At 38.5% G+C, this 17,612-nt stretch carries 14 protein-coding genes and 3 pseudogenes; 1 reads left to right on the forward strand and 16 read right to left on the reverse strand.

Features of this window, described 5'->3' with window-relative positions; genetic code table 11:
- Positions 1 to 69: 69 nt before the first annotated feature.
- The 14 genes and pseudogenes from NSA57_RS02520 to NSA57_RS02585 all read right to left on the reverse strand — a co-directional run bounded on the left by NSA57_RS02520 (position 70) and on the right by NSA57_RS02585 (position 15,788).
- Complete coding sequence (locus tag NSA57_RS02520; RefSeq protein WP_257463892.1) at positions 70 to 663, reverse strand: YdcF family protein; 594 nt, start codon at positions 661 to 663, stop codon at positions 70 to 72.
- A 594-nt stretch (positions 664 to 1,257) separates the two neighbouring features.
- Complete coding sequence (locus NSA57_RS02525; RefSeq protein ID WP_257463893.1) at positions 1,258 to 2,022, reverse strand: N-acetylmuramoyl-L-alanine amidase; 765 nt, start codon at positions 2,020 to 2,022, stop codon at positions 1,258 to 1,260.
- 103 nt (positions 2,023 to 2,125) lie between these two features.
- Entirely contained in the window at positions 2,126 to 3,076 is a 951-nt protein-coding gene (locus NSA57_RS02530) for a DUF5688 family protein (RefSeq protein ID WP_257463894.1), read from the reverse strand.
- Positions 3,077 to 3,529: 453 nt separating this feature from the next.
- Positions 3,530 to 3,997 (reverse strand): low molecular weight protein-tyrosine-phosphatase, encoded by a 468-nt coding sequence (locus NSA57_RS02535; protein WP_257463895.1) that lies wholly within the window; start codon positions 3,995 to 3,997, stop codon positions 3,530 to 3,532.
- Positions 3,998 to 4,494: 497 nt separating this feature from the next.
- A pseudogene (locus tag NSA57_RS02540) lies at positions 4,495 to 4,746 on the reverse strand (tyrosine-type recombinase/integrase); the annotation flags it as partial.
- Between the two features lie 121 nt (positions 4,747 to 4,867).
- Entirely contained in the window at positions 4,868 to 6,445 is a 1,578-nt protein-coding gene (locus tag NSA57_RS02545; protein WP_257463896.1) for a recombinase family protein, read from the reverse strand.
- The gene (locus NSA57_RS02550; RefSeq protein ID WP_257463897.1) at positions 6,442 to 7,512 is read right to left on the reverse strand and encodes a recombinase family protein; all 1,071 of its coding nucleotides are present in this window, start codon (positions 7,510 to 7,512) and stop codon (positions 6,442 to 6,444) included. Before NSA57_RS02550 ends, NSA57_RS02545 begins: the two co-directional genes overlap by 4 nt.
- Positions 7,509 to 8,225 carry a recombinase family protein gene (locus NSA57_RS02555; RefSeq protein ID WP_257463898.1) on the reverse strand — a complete coding sequence of 239 codons (717 nt, stop codon included), beginning with the start codon at positions 8,223 to 8,225 and terminating at the stop codon, positions 7,509 to 7,511. The genes NSA57_RS02550 and NSA57_RS02555 overlap by 4 nt, the downstream gene beginning before the upstream one ends.
- A 117-nt stretch (positions 8,226 to 8,342) precedes the next feature.
- Complete coding sequence (locus NSA57_RS02560) at positions 8,343 to 8,561, reverse strand: hypothetical protein (protein WP_330671283.1); 219 nt, start codon at positions 8,559 to 8,561, stop codon at positions 8,343 to 8,345.
- Between the two features lie 41 nt (positions 8,562 to 8,602).
- Positions 8,603 to 9,040, reverse strand: a pseudogene (locus NSA57_RS19775) (hypothetical protein); the annotation flags it as partial.
- Positions 9,041 to 9,068: 28 nt separating this feature from the next.
- On the reverse strand, positions 9,069 to 9,881 hold the full coding sequence (locus NSA57_RS02570) for an HAD-IIA family hydrolase (RefSeq protein WP_257463900.1): 813 nt from the start codon (positions 9,879 to 9,881) through the stop codon (positions 9,069 to 9,071).
- Between the two features lie 161 nt (positions 9,882 to 10,042).
- A complete protein-coding gene (locus NSA57_RS02575) occupies positions 10,043 to 10,843 on the reverse strand; it encodes a helix-turn-helix transcriptional regulator (RefSeq protein WP_257463901.1) in 801 nt (266 codons plus the stop codon).
- A 351-nt stretch (positions 10,844 to 11,194) separates the two neighbouring features.
- A complete protein-coding gene (locus tag NSA57_RS02580) occupies positions 11,195 to 12,592 on the reverse strand; it encodes an MFS transporter (protein ID WP_257463902.1) in 1,398 nt (465 codons plus the stop codon).
- A 157-nt stretch (positions 12,593 to 12,749) separates the two neighbouring features.
- The gene (locus NSA57_RS02585) at positions 12,750 to 15,788 is read right to left on the reverse strand and encodes a glycoside hydrolase family 2 TIM barrel-domain containing protein (protein ID WP_257463903.1); all 3,039 of its coding nucleotides are present in this window, start codon (positions 15,786 to 15,788) and stop codon (positions 12,750 to 12,752) included.
- A 200-nt stretch (positions 15,789 to 15,988) separates the two neighbouring features.
- Here NSA57_RS02585 and NSA57_RS02590 point away from each other — a divergent pair, with 200 nt between their 5' ends.
- Entirely contained in the window at positions 15,989 to 16,852 is an 864-nt protein-coding gene (locus NSA57_RS02590; RefSeq protein WP_022220923.1) for an AraC family transcriptional regulator, read from the forward strand.
- 239 nt (positions 16,853 to 17,091) lie between these two features.
- Here NSA57_RS02590 and NSA57_RS02595 read toward each other — a convergent pair.
- Both NSA57_RS02595 and NSA57_RS19895 read right to left on the reverse strand, forming a co-directional pair.
- Positions 17,092 to 17,328, reverse strand: a pseudogene (locus NSA57_RS02595) (reverse transcriptase domain-containing protein); the annotation flags it as partial.
- Positions 17,329 to 17,367: 39 nt separating this feature from the next.
- Positions 17,368 to 17,598 carry an integrase core domain-containing protein gene (locus NSA57_RS19895; RefSeq protein WP_354183245.1) on the reverse strand — a complete coding sequence of 77 codons (231 nt, stop codon included), beginning with the start codon at positions 17,596 to 17,598 and terminating at the stop codon, positions 17,368 to 17,370.
- Between the last annotated feature and the right edge of the window lie 14 nt (positions 17,599 to 17,612).

Below are 17,612 nucleotides of genomic sequence, written 5' to 3' on the forward strand. Positions count from 1 at the left end.
TTATAAATTCTACATATAGTTTCCGACTGCTATGCAGAAAAAAACCTGATATAACTCAGTCCTTTTTCCCTACTCCATCATCAAAGAAAACTGGTTTATGATTCTTGTAGCCTCCCCTGTGACTGCCAGAATTCCTTCTTCTGTATTTTTCCAGTTTCTGCGATTGATTCCATCCACTTCAGAAGGACATACCAGAAATTCAGTTTCCGGGTATGCCTTCTGATAATACATCAGTGCCCTTCTGGCATGATAGGTTTTGCAGCATATAATAGCTTTTTTTACAGATATTTCGTTACTGTCTGTAACCATTCTGGAATATTTTGCATTTTCCCAGGTAAAAGTAGCACGATCTTCTTTTAAAATATCATTTTCCTTTACTCCGTTTTTTACAAGAACATCTTTCAGAAAGTCCCATTCTGTATGATAATCTTCATAGTATTTATCAGATTTTGCCTGAACCCCCACAAATTTTCCCAGTGTAACACTATATCTTCCACTTGGAAGAATGCAGGAAGCAATCCCTTCCTTATATAATATAGCTGCCTGCTCTGCCATCTGCGGATATCCATTTCCCGGAACAAAAATAATATCCACTTTCTCCGGTTTATTTTCCACAAAAATAAATGTTTCCAATTCCTGCAAAAATTTCTCATACTCTGTCATTTGTACTCTCCTCCCACTCCAAGGTTTTTATCTATCAATTTACTTTCCGGAAATTCTGCAAAAACTCTTCCGTTTATCTTTATATAGTTTATCTTTCCTCTTCCTCACGTACTCTTCTGTAAATGTACATTTTCTAAAATCAAATAAGGGTCCATCTGTTTATCTCTGTATAATTCCCATATAAACTCTGACACTTCCTTTATATCTGTACATTACAATTTTTTATGCAAAATTTCAGTGTTTACTCATTAAAAACTATATTGTACAAAATTTATCATTTGTTCGTTTGTAATATTTATTTTGTCATGTTTATACTTTACGAACACACCAGGTATCTGACCGTAATTTACAAAAAACTATGAATGAGCAAATTTGAAAAAGTACACAAAATCATCACGAATTTGTCTTTATAAGATGCACATATAAAGCTTAATATTCCCTTTATGTCTGTGTGTTACGGATTCTATTGTGCAAAATTCGATATTTGCTCATTTATAGCAAAAAACTGAAACTTCCTTGTCAAAGCTCATCTTATTCACAAGCATGCCGGAATAAATTACACCCCCTTGCTATAAACAAAATGAACCTTAACATTTATTTTGTTACAATTATAGTACTATATCCTGCATCGCGCAATCTCTGTTCCATATCCACTGCATTTCCTATCTGCTGAAAAGCACCCGTCTGCACTTTATAAAGACCGTTTTCCTCTAGGATAAAAGACGGATATCCCTGTTCCATCAGCTGATACAGCATTCTGTCTGCATTTTCCCGGTTTCTGAAAATCCCTGTCTGAACACGATAATAAAGAGGATCTTCTATCGTTTCTCCCGTCAGTGTACCAAGTATCGCTCCGGCTATGGCATCTGCCGTATCATCAAACTGCTGGTCAAAAAGCTCGTTATCTGAATCCGTATTCAAAAATCCTGCTTCGACCAGAAGTGCAGGCATTTTTGTCCTCCTTAATACTACCAGACCGGGACGTTCCTTCACACCAATCTCCCGAAATCCAATCTCTCCCAAAGCTCCAAGTATATTTTCAGCCATCTTATATTTTATTCCACTGCGGTCATATACCAGAACCTCCACGCCCTGATACTGGTTATCTCTGGGGCTGCTGTTCCTGTGAAAAGAAATAAAATAATCGGCCCCGGATTCATTTGCAAGTTTTGCTTTTTCAAACGGCGTCTGATATATATCCTCCGTTCTGGTATACACCACATCAATTCCGTTTCTTTCCAGAATTTCTCCTACAGCCATGGTGAGTCTGAGCGTGTCATCCTTCTCCTGTCTTCCCTGATAGACAGCTCCCGGATCACCTCCGCCGTGTCCTGCGTCAAGTACAATTTTATATGCCAAAGGTGTTTCCCCCTGATATTCCTTTTATAACAGTATATGCAGACTTTTCCTCTGCGTTATCTTTCTACCAGAACTATCGCATTTTCTCTGCCATTCTAAAGTATCAGCGTTCTTCTGCTTCCTGTGCCTGATAAAGGCTGAACAAACCGGTATCTCTGTCATAAAAATAAATATTCAGTGTCAGAAAGTCCTCTTCCGGCGTGGTATCTCTTACAGTATCCTCCAGAACCCTGCGAAGATCTTCCGGATCTGCAGTGGCTGCATTATGAATCATCACTTCATGTATACTTGTAAATACTACATAAAAATTCCCCTGAAAAAGATTTGCCAGTCGCTCCGCTACCCCCGGAAGAAAGACTGCAACTGCACCATTTGTCCTTTTTACTGTACTCAGGCAATTTCCTATGGCATCCTTTCTAATTGGATAATCTGCGAGTATATTCATAAAATTTTCCCCGTCATATCTTGGATCAAAAATCATTTTTTCCCAGCAGTAAATTCTTGGCGGAGAAATCAAATACGTATTCAAAAGAGCTTCTTCAAATATCTTATCCTCGTCCCTGTTCCAGTGTTTTATCATATGCCGCTTAATTTTCATACTGGTCATATAATGTTCCATTTCTCCCATTTTCACATAGAGAACCATTGCAATATCTCCCAGGACTCTGCACACAGCGTCTTCCAGATCACTTTTATTCCTCTGTACATTTACAAGCCTGATAAAAAGTTCTTTTTTTATCTTTTCATAATCATTCAGAAGTTTAACATTTTTAGCAATGTCTGTTCTCGAAAAACTTTCCAGCCGTTTCATAACATCACCGAGAAGCTCATCTATCTCTGCTCCCTGACAATATTCTTCATAAAGATCTGAAATATACAAAGCACAGATCTCCGCAATCTCTCCGGCTTCCCTCCGCTTTATAAACAATCGGTCCCCCGGTGTAACCGGATACTCTTCCTTTTTCTTATAATAAATTCTGTCTGCTCCAAATCCTGTTGCCTCCAGAAGCCTCTGGCGAAAGTCCTCTATGAAACATTCATAACCTTCCTGCATTTATACTCCTCATTCTTTCCTGTTAGCCCGGGCGAAACACCCATGAAATTGATTAGATACGGTAATAAGACCACTTAGGCCTGATTACGTTTTAAGAACTGTAAATAAGCACATTGGGAAAATTACATAAAATTTTTATTTCTAATCCCTGTTACAGCCTATCTATAGAAGCTGCTTGCTCTTATATGCACACTCTGCAGCCTCTATATATGTACTGTTTGATGTTACTCCTTTACAGCTAAGAAAATAGACTGGGATTTGATTCCCAAAAGAGCTGCTCTGCTATCAGTATATAAGCAATGCTGGCGGATGTAAAGAATTTTTCATCGACAAATTCTCCCTCCGGAAGTACCAAATAACTATTTTATTATATTCTCTGACAGACCTCAGCGGCCTGTACCATAATACAACAGTCCTCACTCTCCGCACATGATTGATTTCGCACTATTTCAATCAAAAAATACTGCCACTTTCCTCCAGATAATTAAAAAAAGCAGTACATCCTTCCACAACATCATCATATGTGATATCAAAATTTCCTGTATACCATGGATCCGCAATGGCTCTTGGTGAATCACTGTAATCAAGCAGCATATGAATCTTCCCCTCCGGATCGCCGCCTGCAATCCGCATCATATTTCGGATATTGGCCTCGTCCATGCCGATCAGATAATCATACTCCCGATAATCCTTTTTTGTCATCTGAACCGCCCTGTGTGGAAGAACCGGAATTCCAACCTGTTTCATCTTATTTACCGTCCCATAATGGGGACCATTTCCGATTTCCTCCCGGCTGGTAGCCGCTGAATTAATGTAAAACTGGTCGGTGAGACCTTTTTGGTTGATCATGTCCTGGAATACAAACTGGGACATGGTGCTGCGGCAGATATTGCCGTGGCAAATGAAAAGCACTCGTATCATATATTTTTAACTCCTATCTTATCTTGGATTTTCTCGGTTTTTCCTTATTTTATGGGGCTTTGCGCACATTTTCAGTCTATCGACCATTTTTCTGTTTCTCGGCTTATTTTGGCTTATCTCGGTATATTTATTCCACCAACTGGTCTAAATATTGGTCTAAAATGGACTATTTTTTCAAGTTTAGACCATTGGCTTTTTCTGGTCTATTTCCGGTCTTTTTAGAATCAAATTTTTTCAAAACCTGCAACCAGTGCCCATCCTATCTATATTTCGGCATTTTCGGCAAATGTTATGAAACATTTGCTGACCACCAATGGCTGATAATACTCATATTTTACTATTTTAGATCCAAATCTCTATGATTGCTCCAAAATGTATTTAGACCATTTTTAGACCACAGCTTAGCTCTGTATGCTACATTTCATCCTTTTACAACCTTGATTTTCCCTTTCAGAAATCGGCAATAAAATTCTGAAGTCTTCAGTCTTTATATGGTCTTAGCCAAGCTTTCTGCCACCATTCTTTGTTGGTATATCATCCTTCAACCCCATGTGTCTAAACTCTTCATTTGCCTCTGCCTGCATACGTGCAAGCTTCTCTACTTCTTCTATCGCATCATCCAATTTAAGATGTGTATAGGTGTTGAGAGTGACACTGATATCTGAATGTCCCATCAGATATTGGAGCACTTTAGGATTCATTCCGGACTTAGCCATATTAGAGCAATACGTATGTCTGCAAACATGTGGATGTGTCAAGTATAGGACAAAAAAAATTTTATTTTTTTCTGCCGAAGACTATCTGACGCTCCCATCAGGTAGTCCCAGCACCTCTATTATCTTTTGATAAGTCATTCTCGTCCTGCTCAAGTTATCTCTGTTCTGAAAAAATATCGTCAAAATTCCATTCGATTTCAATTTCATTCTGACTATGAACACGGATCACCTTGATAATCTCACGCAGCTTCTCTGTATCGAACTTCTGAATTCCCAAGAAATCTTTTAGTTTTATTTTATCAGAAAGTTCATTTTGTTCAAGAAGCTTTTTGCTATTCTCGGCATCTTCTATTTTTCGTTTGATTTCATCCAGCTGTCCACTTATCTTTTCAGCTCTCTGCTTATACAAATCACGATCCATACGACCATCTTTGTAATCATCATAGAGTTTCATCTTTTCTGAAGTCAATTGTCGGCTCTGTTTTTGCAATTCTGCAGTATTGATCTCTTTATATTCGCATTGACTTTTGGAAGATGCTTTCTTTTCTTTTTCCAACAATGACGCTGCATACTGATGGACAAGTCCTAGGATATTCTCCTCCATCGGTTCCCTACGGATCACCAAACTTCGGCACACAGGATTTCCATTGGTTCGGGCATCTGAACATTTCAGCAGATGCTCTGTTTCTTTTAACAGAGAATGCCCACAGTTAGCACATATCAGCAATGCCGGCTGTTTTTTACGTCTTTCCAGAGTAAAATTGGTGCGTGATTCTGCAACAATTCTCCGTTTTTTCGGATGCATTTCATTTGCTTTTTTAAACAATTCCCTGTTTATAATTGCCGTATGATGGTTTTCCAGACGAACCCATTCTGTTTCATCATTCAGAACTGCTTTATGGCCAGTATGCATACTGCAACGTGTTTTGCCCCAGATTCTTGTTCCAATATAAATCTCATCCCGGACAATTGCCGCTACTGTCGTAGCACTCCAGTGTTTCTTTTTGATCGTGTCAAACCTCTGGAACTGCACCTGATCCCCTCTTGATAATTTCTGCTCATCACAAGTGGCAATCGCCTGTCTGTTCAATTCCCTTGTAATATCTGCAAAACTTGTTCCCTCTGCTGCCATCTTAAAAATCATTTTCACGACTTTTGCAGCCTCCGAATCAACTTCCAGCCTTCCATCTTTTCCTTTTTTATAGCCATATCTGGCATTTACCAGAAGGCGTGTACCATTTCTCGTTCTTGTCTGCAATGCTGATGAAATTTTCTTGGACAAATCCAGACTATACATATTGTATACCAGATTCTGCAATGCTACATTCATTCCACCAGTCATTCCGCTGCTCGCCGCACTGTCATAGCTGTCATTAATCGAAATAAATCGAATCTGTAAAAGTGGAAAAATATATTCAATATAAAATCCAACTTCCAGATAGTCTCTTCCGAATCTGGAAAAGTCTTTTACAACTACACAGCCGATTTCTCCGCTTTTCATGTCATCCTGCAGCTGTTGAAATCCCTGCCTTTTAAAATGAGTACCGCTGACACCGTCATCCACATATTCCAGGATATCTGCCTCAGCAACACCCAACTGATCAATCACAAATGATTTTAACAGAATTCTCTGAGAAGTTACACTGTCGCTCTCTTTTTTGGCTCTGCCATCTACATTGTCATCTTCTGCGGATAAACGGATGTAAACAGCTGTTTTTCTATGATCTGTCATCTTGACTGCGCCTCCTTCTCTTTCTTTAATTTCTGTAAATCTGCAAACTGATCGTCATATACCAGCTTGATCTCATAATCATACTTACCATGGATAATAATTGAATCCACAAAGGCATCTGCCATTTCTTTTGTCAGCTTACGCTTTGACATATAAGTATGTATCACATTTCCCCAGCCTTCTTCGATGTGGTAATCCTGGGAATAACGAACCTGTGCCGCTAATACTGTGTCCAGACGGCTCTTGATATTCTCAATTTCATTGGAATAGATCCGAGAAAACTGTATGTACTCTTCTTCCGTAATCAAACGTTCCGAGTAATCTTCATATAAATCCGATTTACGCTTACTGATTCGGCTTAGTTCCCGTCGAAGTTTCCCCACTTCTTTATCCAAAAGCAGGTACTGTGTCTGGTTTTTGGAAGCTGCATTCATTTCCTGAATCATTTTTTCTGTATCCAATACGGTTTTCATATGCGTTTGGATTAGGCGAAGAACATCGTCATCCAAATATTCTTTTCTGACTCTGTGCCCTTTGCATTGCTTTCCTCCGGATTTATGGTTAGTATTGGCTCCGCAGATATAAAAGAATGTGCCATTTCTTTCTCTGGACAACGTCATGCGGTTGCCACAACCTCCGCACCATATTTTCCCTATATAAAAATTATGATTTCGAATAGCCCCATTGTTCTGCTGATGTTTCTTCTTATAAGCTTCCGTATATTCCTGGATTTTAGATTGTACCTGTTGAAACAACTCTCTATCTATAATCCCTTCATGCGTGTTCTCCACATGCACCCATTCACTCTCTGGTCGATTTCTCTGTTTATTTCCCTGGAAAACACTTTGCTGATATTTTCCAAATACAGAATCACCTGTGCAATGAACATCCTGAAGAACTCGTTTCACTTCATAATTGTTCCAGGGTTTTGACTCCGGAAGCGGCTTTTCACCGGTTTTATAGAATTTTCTCTGTAAAGTCGGCGATAAAACTCCATCTTTATTGAGCTGTCTTGCAATATCACTATAGTTCCTGCCATCCATATACATAGAAAATATACTTTTCAAATGTTCTGCAGCTTCTTCAAATTGATCTCCTGAAATGGCACAGTACCAACAAATTCCAGGACTCTTTTCATGTGCAGGATATTCTGGATATGCTGTTTCAGCATCACCAGTACGGCATCTTCCAGATCCTTTTCCGGTATTCTATGACTGTAACAGCGTTTTGTTTCTTTATTTGTGGAACATAAATAATAAGCATATTTTTTTCCTGCCACAGTAGAAACTTTTCTTGTCATAGGTGCTCCACAATCCGCACATACAGCAATTCCGGATAACAGATATACCTGCTTTTGGTCGGGTGAAGTACGTGTATCCATGCCCAGAAGCCTCTGAACGATTTCAAAATCACGGTCACTCACCAGTGGTTCATGATTTTTCTCAATCCGGATCCAGTCATCTTCCGGCTTTACATAAGTCTGCTTCACTTTATGGTTTGGTGTTGTCCTTTTTCCCTGTACAAGGTTCCCGATATAAACCTCGTTTTCCAGTATCCTGCGGACCGTAACGGAACTCCAAAGTGCCTGTTCTTTCTGCCGGAAACCTGTTTCATAACGACTGCCGCTGCTTATTTTATACTCAAATGGGGAAAGAATACCCAGTTCATTTAAACGATTAGCGATCGAATCCTGACTCATTCCCTGCAGCTTCATCTTAAAAATATCCTGTACTACACTGCCTGCAGATGGGTCAATCTCTAATTTATGCTTGGAATACAATTAAATTATAGCAAGGGCAGTATTCAATTACACTTACAGTTTTGAAAGTAAACAGAGAGTAAAAGAGTCGTGATAATGCAGATCACAATTCTGTGAAGCATTTTCACGACCCTTTTATTATAATTTTACCGTTGTCTTTTTCGTAATGGTATAAATGTATTTCTCTGGCGTAGGGCGTTTTTTTCCAAAATACTTTTTGAAATTTGCCTGCACCTCTGGGGCAGTGCTATTCATAGCTTCATCAATCGTTGTTTTAATATCAACCCGAACATCAGCTAAAGACACTCCGCCAGCCTTTCTACCTGCTTTCAAGGCTTTTTTACAAACAAACTGAATTTCATCCCAATATGCAAACCTTTGATTATACACGCTTATAAATTATTGGAAAACTTTTCCCAAAGTTTGAATGTCATTACCGGAGAGAACTGGCTTGTGCTGCCTCCTTCCCAGATTCCGTCCTTTCCATGATAAAGTGCCGGAGTAAATTTTTCAGATTTTTCTAGTTTAGAGTAATCAACATTCTTCATAGAATCCTATGAAAATGTATTTTTATCTTCTCCTTTTGGAATTTCATAAGAAGAAAGCAAAATTCCCTGTTCTATTTCCGTGATAAGGAAAAGATGTGGAGATGCATGACGTTTCCCATTAATTTCATAATAGCTCTCTTCAACAACAAATTTTCCTTTGAAATCTTCAGGAAGGTTATTTATTTTGTCATTACAGATTGTATTTACATGTTCCGCATATAGTTATATTTTCCCTTCTGCCTGCAGCTTATTAAATTGATCCTTATTATCAAAATGTCCTGTCATCATTCCTACAAAATTTTCAAGTTATCGAACACTATTCCTCTTTTGTTTTTGCCATACTGGCGATATCTCCCACTCCATTCAATACCATTGTCGGAAGATAAGCATAAGTTTTGAGTGTATCCTTCGTTGAACATCCAGAGAGAACCAATACAGTAGACATACCACTTTCCATTCCTGAAATCACATCTGTATCCATACGATCCCCAACCATTACAGCTTCTGCTGAATGACATCCAAGCATATTCAATCCTGTTCTCATCATCAGTGGATTCGGTTTCCCACAGAAATATGCCTGTGTACCTGTTGCCATTTCTATAGGTGCAATCAATGCACGACAAGCAGGAGCAATGCCGTTCTCAATCGGTCCGGAGACATCTGAGTTTGCTCCGATCAGCTTTGCACCTTTCAGAACTAAATTCGTTGCTTTTGTTAATGTATCCAATGAATAGGAGCGTCCCTCTCCCACAACAACATAATCCGGATTTACATCATTCATTGTAATGCCAACATCATAAAGTGCATTTAACAGGCCGGCTTCTCCTATCACAAATGCTGAACAGCCTGCCGCCTGTTCCTTTAAAAAAGCGGCTGTTGCCAATGCGCTGGTGTAAAAATGTTCTTCTGGCACATCAAGTCCCATCCTTGCCAGTTTCTGATTTAATTCCCGTGGTGTATATCCACTATTATTTGTCAAAAATAAATATTCTTTCTTTTCATCATGCAACCACTGAATGAATTCTGGAACACCTGGCAATATCTGATTGCCATGATAGATCACACCATCCATATCACAGATGAATCCTTTTTTTTCATTAAAATCGATTATGGATTTTCTCATGTTCATATGCGCCCTGCCTTTCTTGTTTCTTTAGAATACACCTTGCTCTTTTCATAATAAAATAAAGCGCTATTTTCTACAAATATTTTTATATTATATCATCCACACATAAAATCAAATACATAGTACCGTGAAATCAAAGTAAATATTTCTATCAACGGAACCTTTTATGACAACATCTCTTTCACACAAATACTCCGATAATCACTCGGTGATATTTTATATCTTTCTTTAAATACTCGGTTAAATGTTCTCTGACTTTCAAATCCACTATCCAGACAAATGTTTGTAATAGAATCACTCGTATTTTCCAAACGATGGCATGCATAGTTCAGCCTTGCATCGTTAAGATATTGATTAAAGTTTCTATGGAATGTTTCGGAAAAGAGTCTGGATAAAACATATTTGCTCACCCCCAGATCTTTTGCCATCTCTTCCAGCGAAAACTTCTTCTTGAAATTTGCTGATATATAGGAAACTGTCTGGTAAATAAGATCGTTGCTCCCCACACTGCTCTTTTCTACCAAATTTAATTTTCCTATGCAGCGTGCCAACACAATTTGAAGATATGCCTGTGCAACAGTAATATCCGACTGTTCTGTCTCTAAAATTGCATTTATAACCCTATATACCTCCGGTTCAACCTTTTCCGCTTTGATGATTGGGTATTCAGGAGCCATGGATTGCATGATATCTGCAAATTTGGCTATCGTAAATGGCGATGCAATCAGATAAGTCGCTTTATTTACACCGGGTGTCAGTACCTGATAGTGATGAATAACATCCGGAAATACAAAGCCTATATCTCCTTTTTCCATATGGTATAGTTCCTGTCCAACACCAAGTTCTAATGCTCCACTTGTTACACAAACGATCTCCAGTGCATTATGAAGATGTGGTTCAATATGTTTTGACTTCCTATTTATTGCTATAATCTCCTCTTTTGTGTCAACATATTTTAACTGCATGAAATACTCCCCTTTGCAACATTTGTCTATATCTTCTTTCGATTTGGCAAGCAATCCTTTTACACCTATCTTATAATCAACTTGTAAATAAGGAAAGGAGGAATTGCAAATGAGCAACCTAAAAAAATATCTGAATGACCTTTTAGTATTCTACGCTGAATATTTTGAGCATCCTTACCATGTATAAATACTAAAAGGACTATTTTGTGAAAACTGAATATTTTCTTAAGGCCATTTCACAAAAATGAAGTGGTCCTTTTTTATTTTCAAAATACAGTTCAATCACTTTATATATAGAAAAAAGCACTGTCTCATCGAGCAATGACCAGACAACGCTTTCTCCTGTCAATTCTAATTTATGTCTGATGCATCTGTTACTTCATCTGCAGCAATTCCTTTTTCTGCTTTCAGTTTTTTATTTGCATCTTCTACATTCATTCTTGAAAGTACAAACATAATCAATACATCAAAGATTAACGGAAGCCAAAGATACATAAACTGCATCATATCAAGTGCAGACTGTGGCTGAGTTGCATTTGTTCCGACATATCCACTGAACTCAAGCATCCATCCAACAACAGCGGTTCCAATACCTCCACCGATTTTTACACCAAGAGAAGTACAAGAGTACATCGTTCCGTCAATTCTCTTTCCCTGCGTAAGATAAGTGTACTCAGAGCAAGATGCGATAACTGCATTCATATCTCCCTGCCATGGTCCCTGACCTAAGGCTGCAAGAGCTGTAAATGCCATCATCAGCGGAACACTGCCCATATATCCGGCAACAACAACAAGTGCTCTACCGATGACTGCTAAGACGTAACCTCTTAAGTTCAGTTTATACGTACCTTTCCACTTACCAACTAATGTCGGTGTGAAAATCAGGGCAATGATCAGTGGAATATTTACTGCCCATGCAAATTGTCCAAACAAATTCTTATTTTTCAGTACCCATGTCATGTAATAAATGCCAGCTCCAATCATGGCACCATATAACTGCTGTAAAATATATGTTCCACAAATCATCATGTAATATTTGTTTTTGACAAGAAGCTTGAATGCATGTACCATTCCGTACTTTTCATTATCATCCTTTACTTCTCCTTCGTTAAGTTCTTCCTCAGGAAGTTCCTTAACAGAAAGTGCTGAAATCGTATTTACGACAAGACCAATGATTGCATAGATAATAGCAACCGTTCTCCATGCTGCAGCATCTCCACCACATTTATCTACAAATCCAACTGTAATCGCCTGAATCAGAAGACTTGTTGAAAATGCAAAAATAAAACGGTAAGATCCCATCTGTACACGCTCTTTGCTGTTCTTTGTAATCAGTGACGTAAGTGCTGAATAAGCAATATTGTTTGCTGTATAAAACACACCATTTAACAGTGTATAAGAAATAAAGAACCATGCATATTTAGCCGTTGTTCCCAAACTCACCGGTACTGCAAAGCAGCCGACCAGCGTAATGGCACAACCAATATATCCGTATAGCATCCAGGGTTTCGCTTTTCCCATTTTACTGTGTGTTTTGTCAATCATTGATCCAAAAAATATATCTGTAAAACCATCAAATAGTTTTGATACGGCAATCAGGGTACCCACGACACCTGCAGCAAGTCCTACCGAGTCCGTCAGATAGACCATCATAAAAGATGTCAGGAACGCATAGACTACATTACCTGCAATATCACCTGATCCGTATCCAATTTTGTTATACCATTTCAAATACTTTTTTTCTTCCATCGAATTTCTTTGCTCCTCATCTTCATCGCACTTAGAATCTCAATATGGCTAACCGTATGATATCTAATTCTGTTTTTTTGTCTGATTGCTCTGTATATCCGGACTTTACATTACAATCAGACTCTCTTTCCTTGTTTACGGGTTACATGAAACTTTATTATCCCTTTACATACGGTATCAGTGTAAACTGAAACCGGAATAATACATCATCAAATCGGTACTGCTCCAATACAACTGGACCACAACTATTAGAACCAATGCCATTTAATGCGTAGTCAACACAGAATACTACACTATCTGATTCTATTAATTCATAATTATGCGTTTTCTTCTCAAGTTCTTCCTGTGTATAATAAGAAGCATTGAATGAAAATGCCTTTTCTGCGAATGCCACAATTCCATATCGACTGTTGTTAAGCTCTACATATTCACAATCATAATGGCTTCCATTTTCCTGTGGACGGATATAGTCCTCATGTAAATCCCCTACATCTGCCCGGTACAAACCGTGGCTCGCAGCCTGATGTTTATCACAATAACTTTCCTGTGGTCCCATTCCAAAGTATCTTACAACTGAAAGTTTTTTATCCAGGAACATCCTCACACCAAATCTCGGAAGATCCGGGAATTCATCGTCTTTTGTTACTGCAATATCTGCATCAATCTTTCCAGCAGCTTCTATTTTCCATGTAATCGTCACATCAAGAATCTTCTGTACTGTCTCTGCCACAACGGAAGCATGGCTTGTAATCTTCACACCATGTTTTCCCTGCACAACCTCTGTCGTATAGGCTCTTGTGTAAGCCTTATCATAGTGGGCTTTCTTCCATTCAGACTTGATGTACATATCGTTATCTGTTGGAGCTCTCCAAATATTTAATTCCATCGGATGGTTCAAGTATTCCCGCCCTGCGAATTTCATCTCTGTAAAGAGTGCAGTACGTTTGTCTATGGTATAAGCAAATTCACGCCCCTTGATATGAATCTGTGTATCATTTTCATTTACCTGTAATTCAGAGTCCACTACCGTTTTTGGTATCCATTTCTCTGCAAGTTTACATTTTGTATCCTCTTTACTTACCTCAATTTCATCAAATCCAAGAATATGGTCTTCATCCAACAGTGGCAATTCTTTTTTCAGATGGTAAATAAGTTTTAAATAACATTTCCCATTCTCTGGAACATTGATCTTCAGGTTTGTTTTTCCTTCCCCGTGTGGTGCCACAGAAAACTCCGGAAGTATGCCTTTGCTGATCACAAGACCATCCTGTGTCAGCTCATAACTAATCTTCACATAATCTTTCAAGTCATCAAAATCCATGTAGTTATGAAGCACCAGTTCTCCGCTTTCTTTGTTATAGGAAATAACTCTTGCTGGGCGATAAACATTCTTGTATTCCAAAAGTCCTGTATGTACCGTTCTGTCCGGATATACTAATCCATCCATACAGAAGTTGCCATCATGAATTTCTTCGCCATGGTCGCCCCCATAAGCATATATAGTCTTTCCATTCTCAGCAGTTCCATGAGAAATCGCATGGTCACACCATTCCCAGACAAAGCCGCCGCACATTTTATCATTATCCTGAATCATCTGGAAGTAATCTTCAAAATCTCCAGGTCCGTTTCCCATGCTGTGACAGTACTCTACCAAAAGGAAGGGTTTGCTTCCATCTTTATCCAGATATTCCTGAATTTCGGAAAGCGCTGGGTACATCCGGCTGTACACATCCAGATTGCTGTAATCATATGTTTCATCATAATTACGGTATCTTGCACTCTCATATTGTGTGATACGGTCTGGATCAAAATTCTTTGTCCATTCCAGTGCTTTTTCAAAGTTGCAGCCATAAGCACTCTCATTTCCCATTGACCACATAACAATACAGAAACGGTTTTTGTCACGTTCCACCATGAGTTTTACGCGATCAACGATTGCCTCTTCCCATACCGGATCATCTGCAATCTTCTCATTCCATCGTTTGAACCGATTGTAATCAGTGTCTTCTTTTCTGTAGATCATAAATGGACCATGAGCTTCAATATCTGCTTCATCTATTACCATGAATCCATACTTGTCACACATTTCATAGAAAAATGGTGCGTTCGGATAGTGGCTGGAACGGATCGCATTAAAATTATGCTGCTTCATTAACGTAAGATCGGTTGTAATCTGTTCCGGATTGATTGTAAATCCAGTAACCGGATCAGAATCATGTCGATTGACACCACGGAATTTAATCTTCTGTCCATTTAAATAAATAACCTGGTCTTTAATCTCTATCTTTCTTAATGCAATGTGATCTACAATTACTTCATTCTCTGTTTCAAGAATCAGTTTATATAGATATGGATTTTCTGTATTCCAAAGTTCCGGACTTGCGATTTCTAATACAGCTGTTCCTTCTTCAGCAATACTTCCTAGTGCTACAACTGCTCCGTTTCTATCTTCAATCGAAATTTTTACATTTAACGGAGAGTAGAATTTCATTTCAATTTCTACTTTCGCAAGCATATCTTCAATTCTTGTTTTAATATGATAATCACTGATTGCCTGTTTTGGGCGTTTCAAAATGTACACATCCCGGAAAATACCACTCATACGGAATTTGTCCTGATCTTCCAAATAGGAACCATCACACCACTTCATGACCAGAACCGCTATGCTGTTCTCTCCGTCCCGAAGGAGGTCGGTGATATCAAACTCACTGGTTATATGAGAAACTTGGCTATACCCTACATAAGAGCCATTGATCCATACATAAAAGCAACTGTCTACTCCTTCAAAATTCAAGAAAGCTTTTGGTGCATTTTCATCTTTGTGATAAACAAAGGTATGTGCATATGTTCCACATGGAATATCCTGTGGTACATACGGTGGATCAAATGGGAACGGATACCTGATGTTTGTATACTGATGTGTGTCATATCCTGCCATCTGCCATACACTCGGAACCTGAATCTCATCAAAATTTTCTGTATCATAATCTTTCTCAAAGAAGGGTTCCTGAACATCATAGATACTGTTAAAATACTGGAACTTCCAAGTTCCGTTCAATAACTGCATTCGGTCTGACTCTTCCCTGTGCTCCACCAGGTTATCCATTCTTTTGGATGCCGGAATAAAATAGGCTCTGGCTGGCATTGTATTTTCATGCAGTACGCTTAAATCCTCATAATAACGTGGTACAATCATAAATAACTCTCCTTTAATACATATACATTTTTTTGCACTTTGTTTTTCCACAGCAAACCTTGTCTTTTACTTTTATGTTTACGTTTCTCTGTTTTGCTATATATATCTTATCCTAATCTGCAAAACATGTCTATGAATTGGATTAGACAAAATATACACTAAATGATACAATAACAAAAAAGGGAAAGAGGTGCTACCATATGTATATGAATACCGGTTATTTAAACCACTCCCATATGGATTTCAAAGACAAAAGTCGCCCACTGGTTGTAGGAAGTTGCGGTACTTACCGCCTTTCCAGCCATCCAAAGTTACCAACCTACCGTCCAAGGGGACGCCTGGATTATCAGATTATCTATATCACTGCTGGTTGTGGGCATTTTCATTTTGACAATGTGGATAACGAGACGATTGTCCCCGCCGGTAATATTGTACTGTACAGACCGAAGGAACTTCAGAAATATGAATATTATGGAAAAGATAAGACAGAAGTATACTGGATTCATTTTACAGGCAACAATGTAAAAAATATCCTACGGCAATATGGATTCCCGGATAAAGAGCGTGTATTTCAGGTCGGAACCTCTATGGAATACGAACAGATTTTCAAGCGTATTATCATCGAGCTTCAGCGTTGCCAAGATAATTATGAGGAAATGCTTGTCCTTCTGCTCCGTCATCTTCTTATCATCTTTCATCGGGAACTGACCAGGGAACATATCTCGAAAAATGAATACCTGGATCACGAGATGGATAACGCAGTTACCTTTTTCAGTGAAAATTATAACCAGAATATTAGCATAGATGATTATGCTGCCTCACGTGGAATGAGTGTCAGCTGGTTTATCCGAAACTTCAAAAAATACACAGGTTCTACACCAATGCAGTTTATTGTGGGAATCCGAATTAACAATGCCCAGATGTTACTTGAAACAACAACCTATTCCATCAATGAAATTTCTAAAATCGTCGGGTATGATAATCAGCTTTATTTCAGCCGGCTTTTCCACAAGCTGAAAGGATATTCGCCGAGAGAATACCGAAAGATAAGAAACAAGTTCTAAAATCCACAATATCATAAATCCAGTTTCCTCTCCAAAAGAGGATGCCACGGAATCATCAAATCAACGAGTCCATGGCATCCTCTTCTCTCTTTTTGCTATTCTTATTTTACAAACTCAACCGAATAATAATACATATACTCATTATCTGTATCTATGTGTTCTCCTGTAATGTCCTATATCGGCAACGAACTCACTCTTTGTTCACCATAGATTAATGCTGGCAATCCTTGCTCTGTTTCATCAAACTCAATAACATAATGAAAGTTCATCATTTGAAGCATGGTGTAGGTTCTGTTAATGGCGTGTTCAACGGATCTATTCGGACGAAATCCATAACTATTATTGCTGAACTTTGCTTCGCAGATTGGTTTCATGATCTGCTTGATACATTGCTGTATCAACCTATCCCATATACATGGGATTCCCAGCAGACGTGTTTTTCCGTTTGGTTTCGGGATATCTTTCCGTCTTACAGGTGTACTGGTCAAGCTTTTTGGTAACACTTTGTTCGGAAATCATGCTCTATATCGAAACTCCATTGGTGTCATATAGTTATTCGTTGAATGAGGTCTCACATAGTTGTACCAGTTAATGTATTGCTTTGTCATTTCATCTAACTGCTCAACACTTTCAAAAGTATATCTATAGTAAAAACAATTTTTGAAAGTGGTGTTAGAATATAAATAGTACAAGTCAAAATGAGAATTCCTTATAAGAAAAATTATGGTACAATGTAGGTACCGCACTGAAGGAGGATCTC

Origin of the sequence: Blautia caecimuris (genome assembly GCF_024622975.1) — a bacterium.
GTDB lineage: Bacteria > Bacillota > Clostridia > Lachnospirales > Lachnospiraceae > Blautia_A > Blautia_A caecimuris.

Bases quoted from the DNA above. Each gene is read 5' to 3' on its own strand.
- NSA57_RS02520 (WP_257463892.1), bottom strand. From the start codon at position 663: ATGACAGAGTATGAGAAATTTTTGCAGGAATTGGAAACATTTATTTTT.
- NSA57_RS02530 (WP_257463894.1), bottom strand. From the start codon at position 3,076: ATGCAGGAAGGTTATGAATGTTTCATAGAGGACTTTCGCCAGAGGCTT.
- NSA57_RS02535 (WP_257463895.1), bottom strand. From the start codon at position 3,997: ATGATACGAGTGCTTTTCATTTGCCACGGCAATATCTGCCGCAGCACC.
- NSA57_RS02545 (WP_257463896.1), bottom strand. From the start codon at position 6,445: ATGACAGATCATAGAAAAACAGCTGTTTACATCCGTTTATCCGCAGAA.
- NSA57_RS02570 (WP_257463900.1), bottom strand. From the start codon at position 9,881: ATGAACATGAGAAAATCCATAATCGATTTTAATGAAAAAAAAGGATTC.
- NSA57_RS02575 (WP_257463901.1), bottom strand. From the start codon at position 10,843: ATGCAGTTAAAATATGTTGACACAAAAGAGGAGATTATAGCAATAAAT.
- NSA57_RS02580 (WP_257463902.1), bottom strand. From the start codon at position 12,592: ATGGAAGAAAAAAAGTATTTGAAATGGTATAACAAAATTGGATACGGA.
- NSA57_RS02585 (WP_257463903.1), bottom strand. From the start codon at position 15,788: ATGATTGTACCACGTTATTATGAGGATTTAAGCGTACTGCATGAAAAT.
- NSA57_RS02590 (WP_022220923.1), top strand. From the start codon at position 15,989: ATGTATATGAATACCGGTTATTTAAACCACTCCCATATGGATTTCAAA.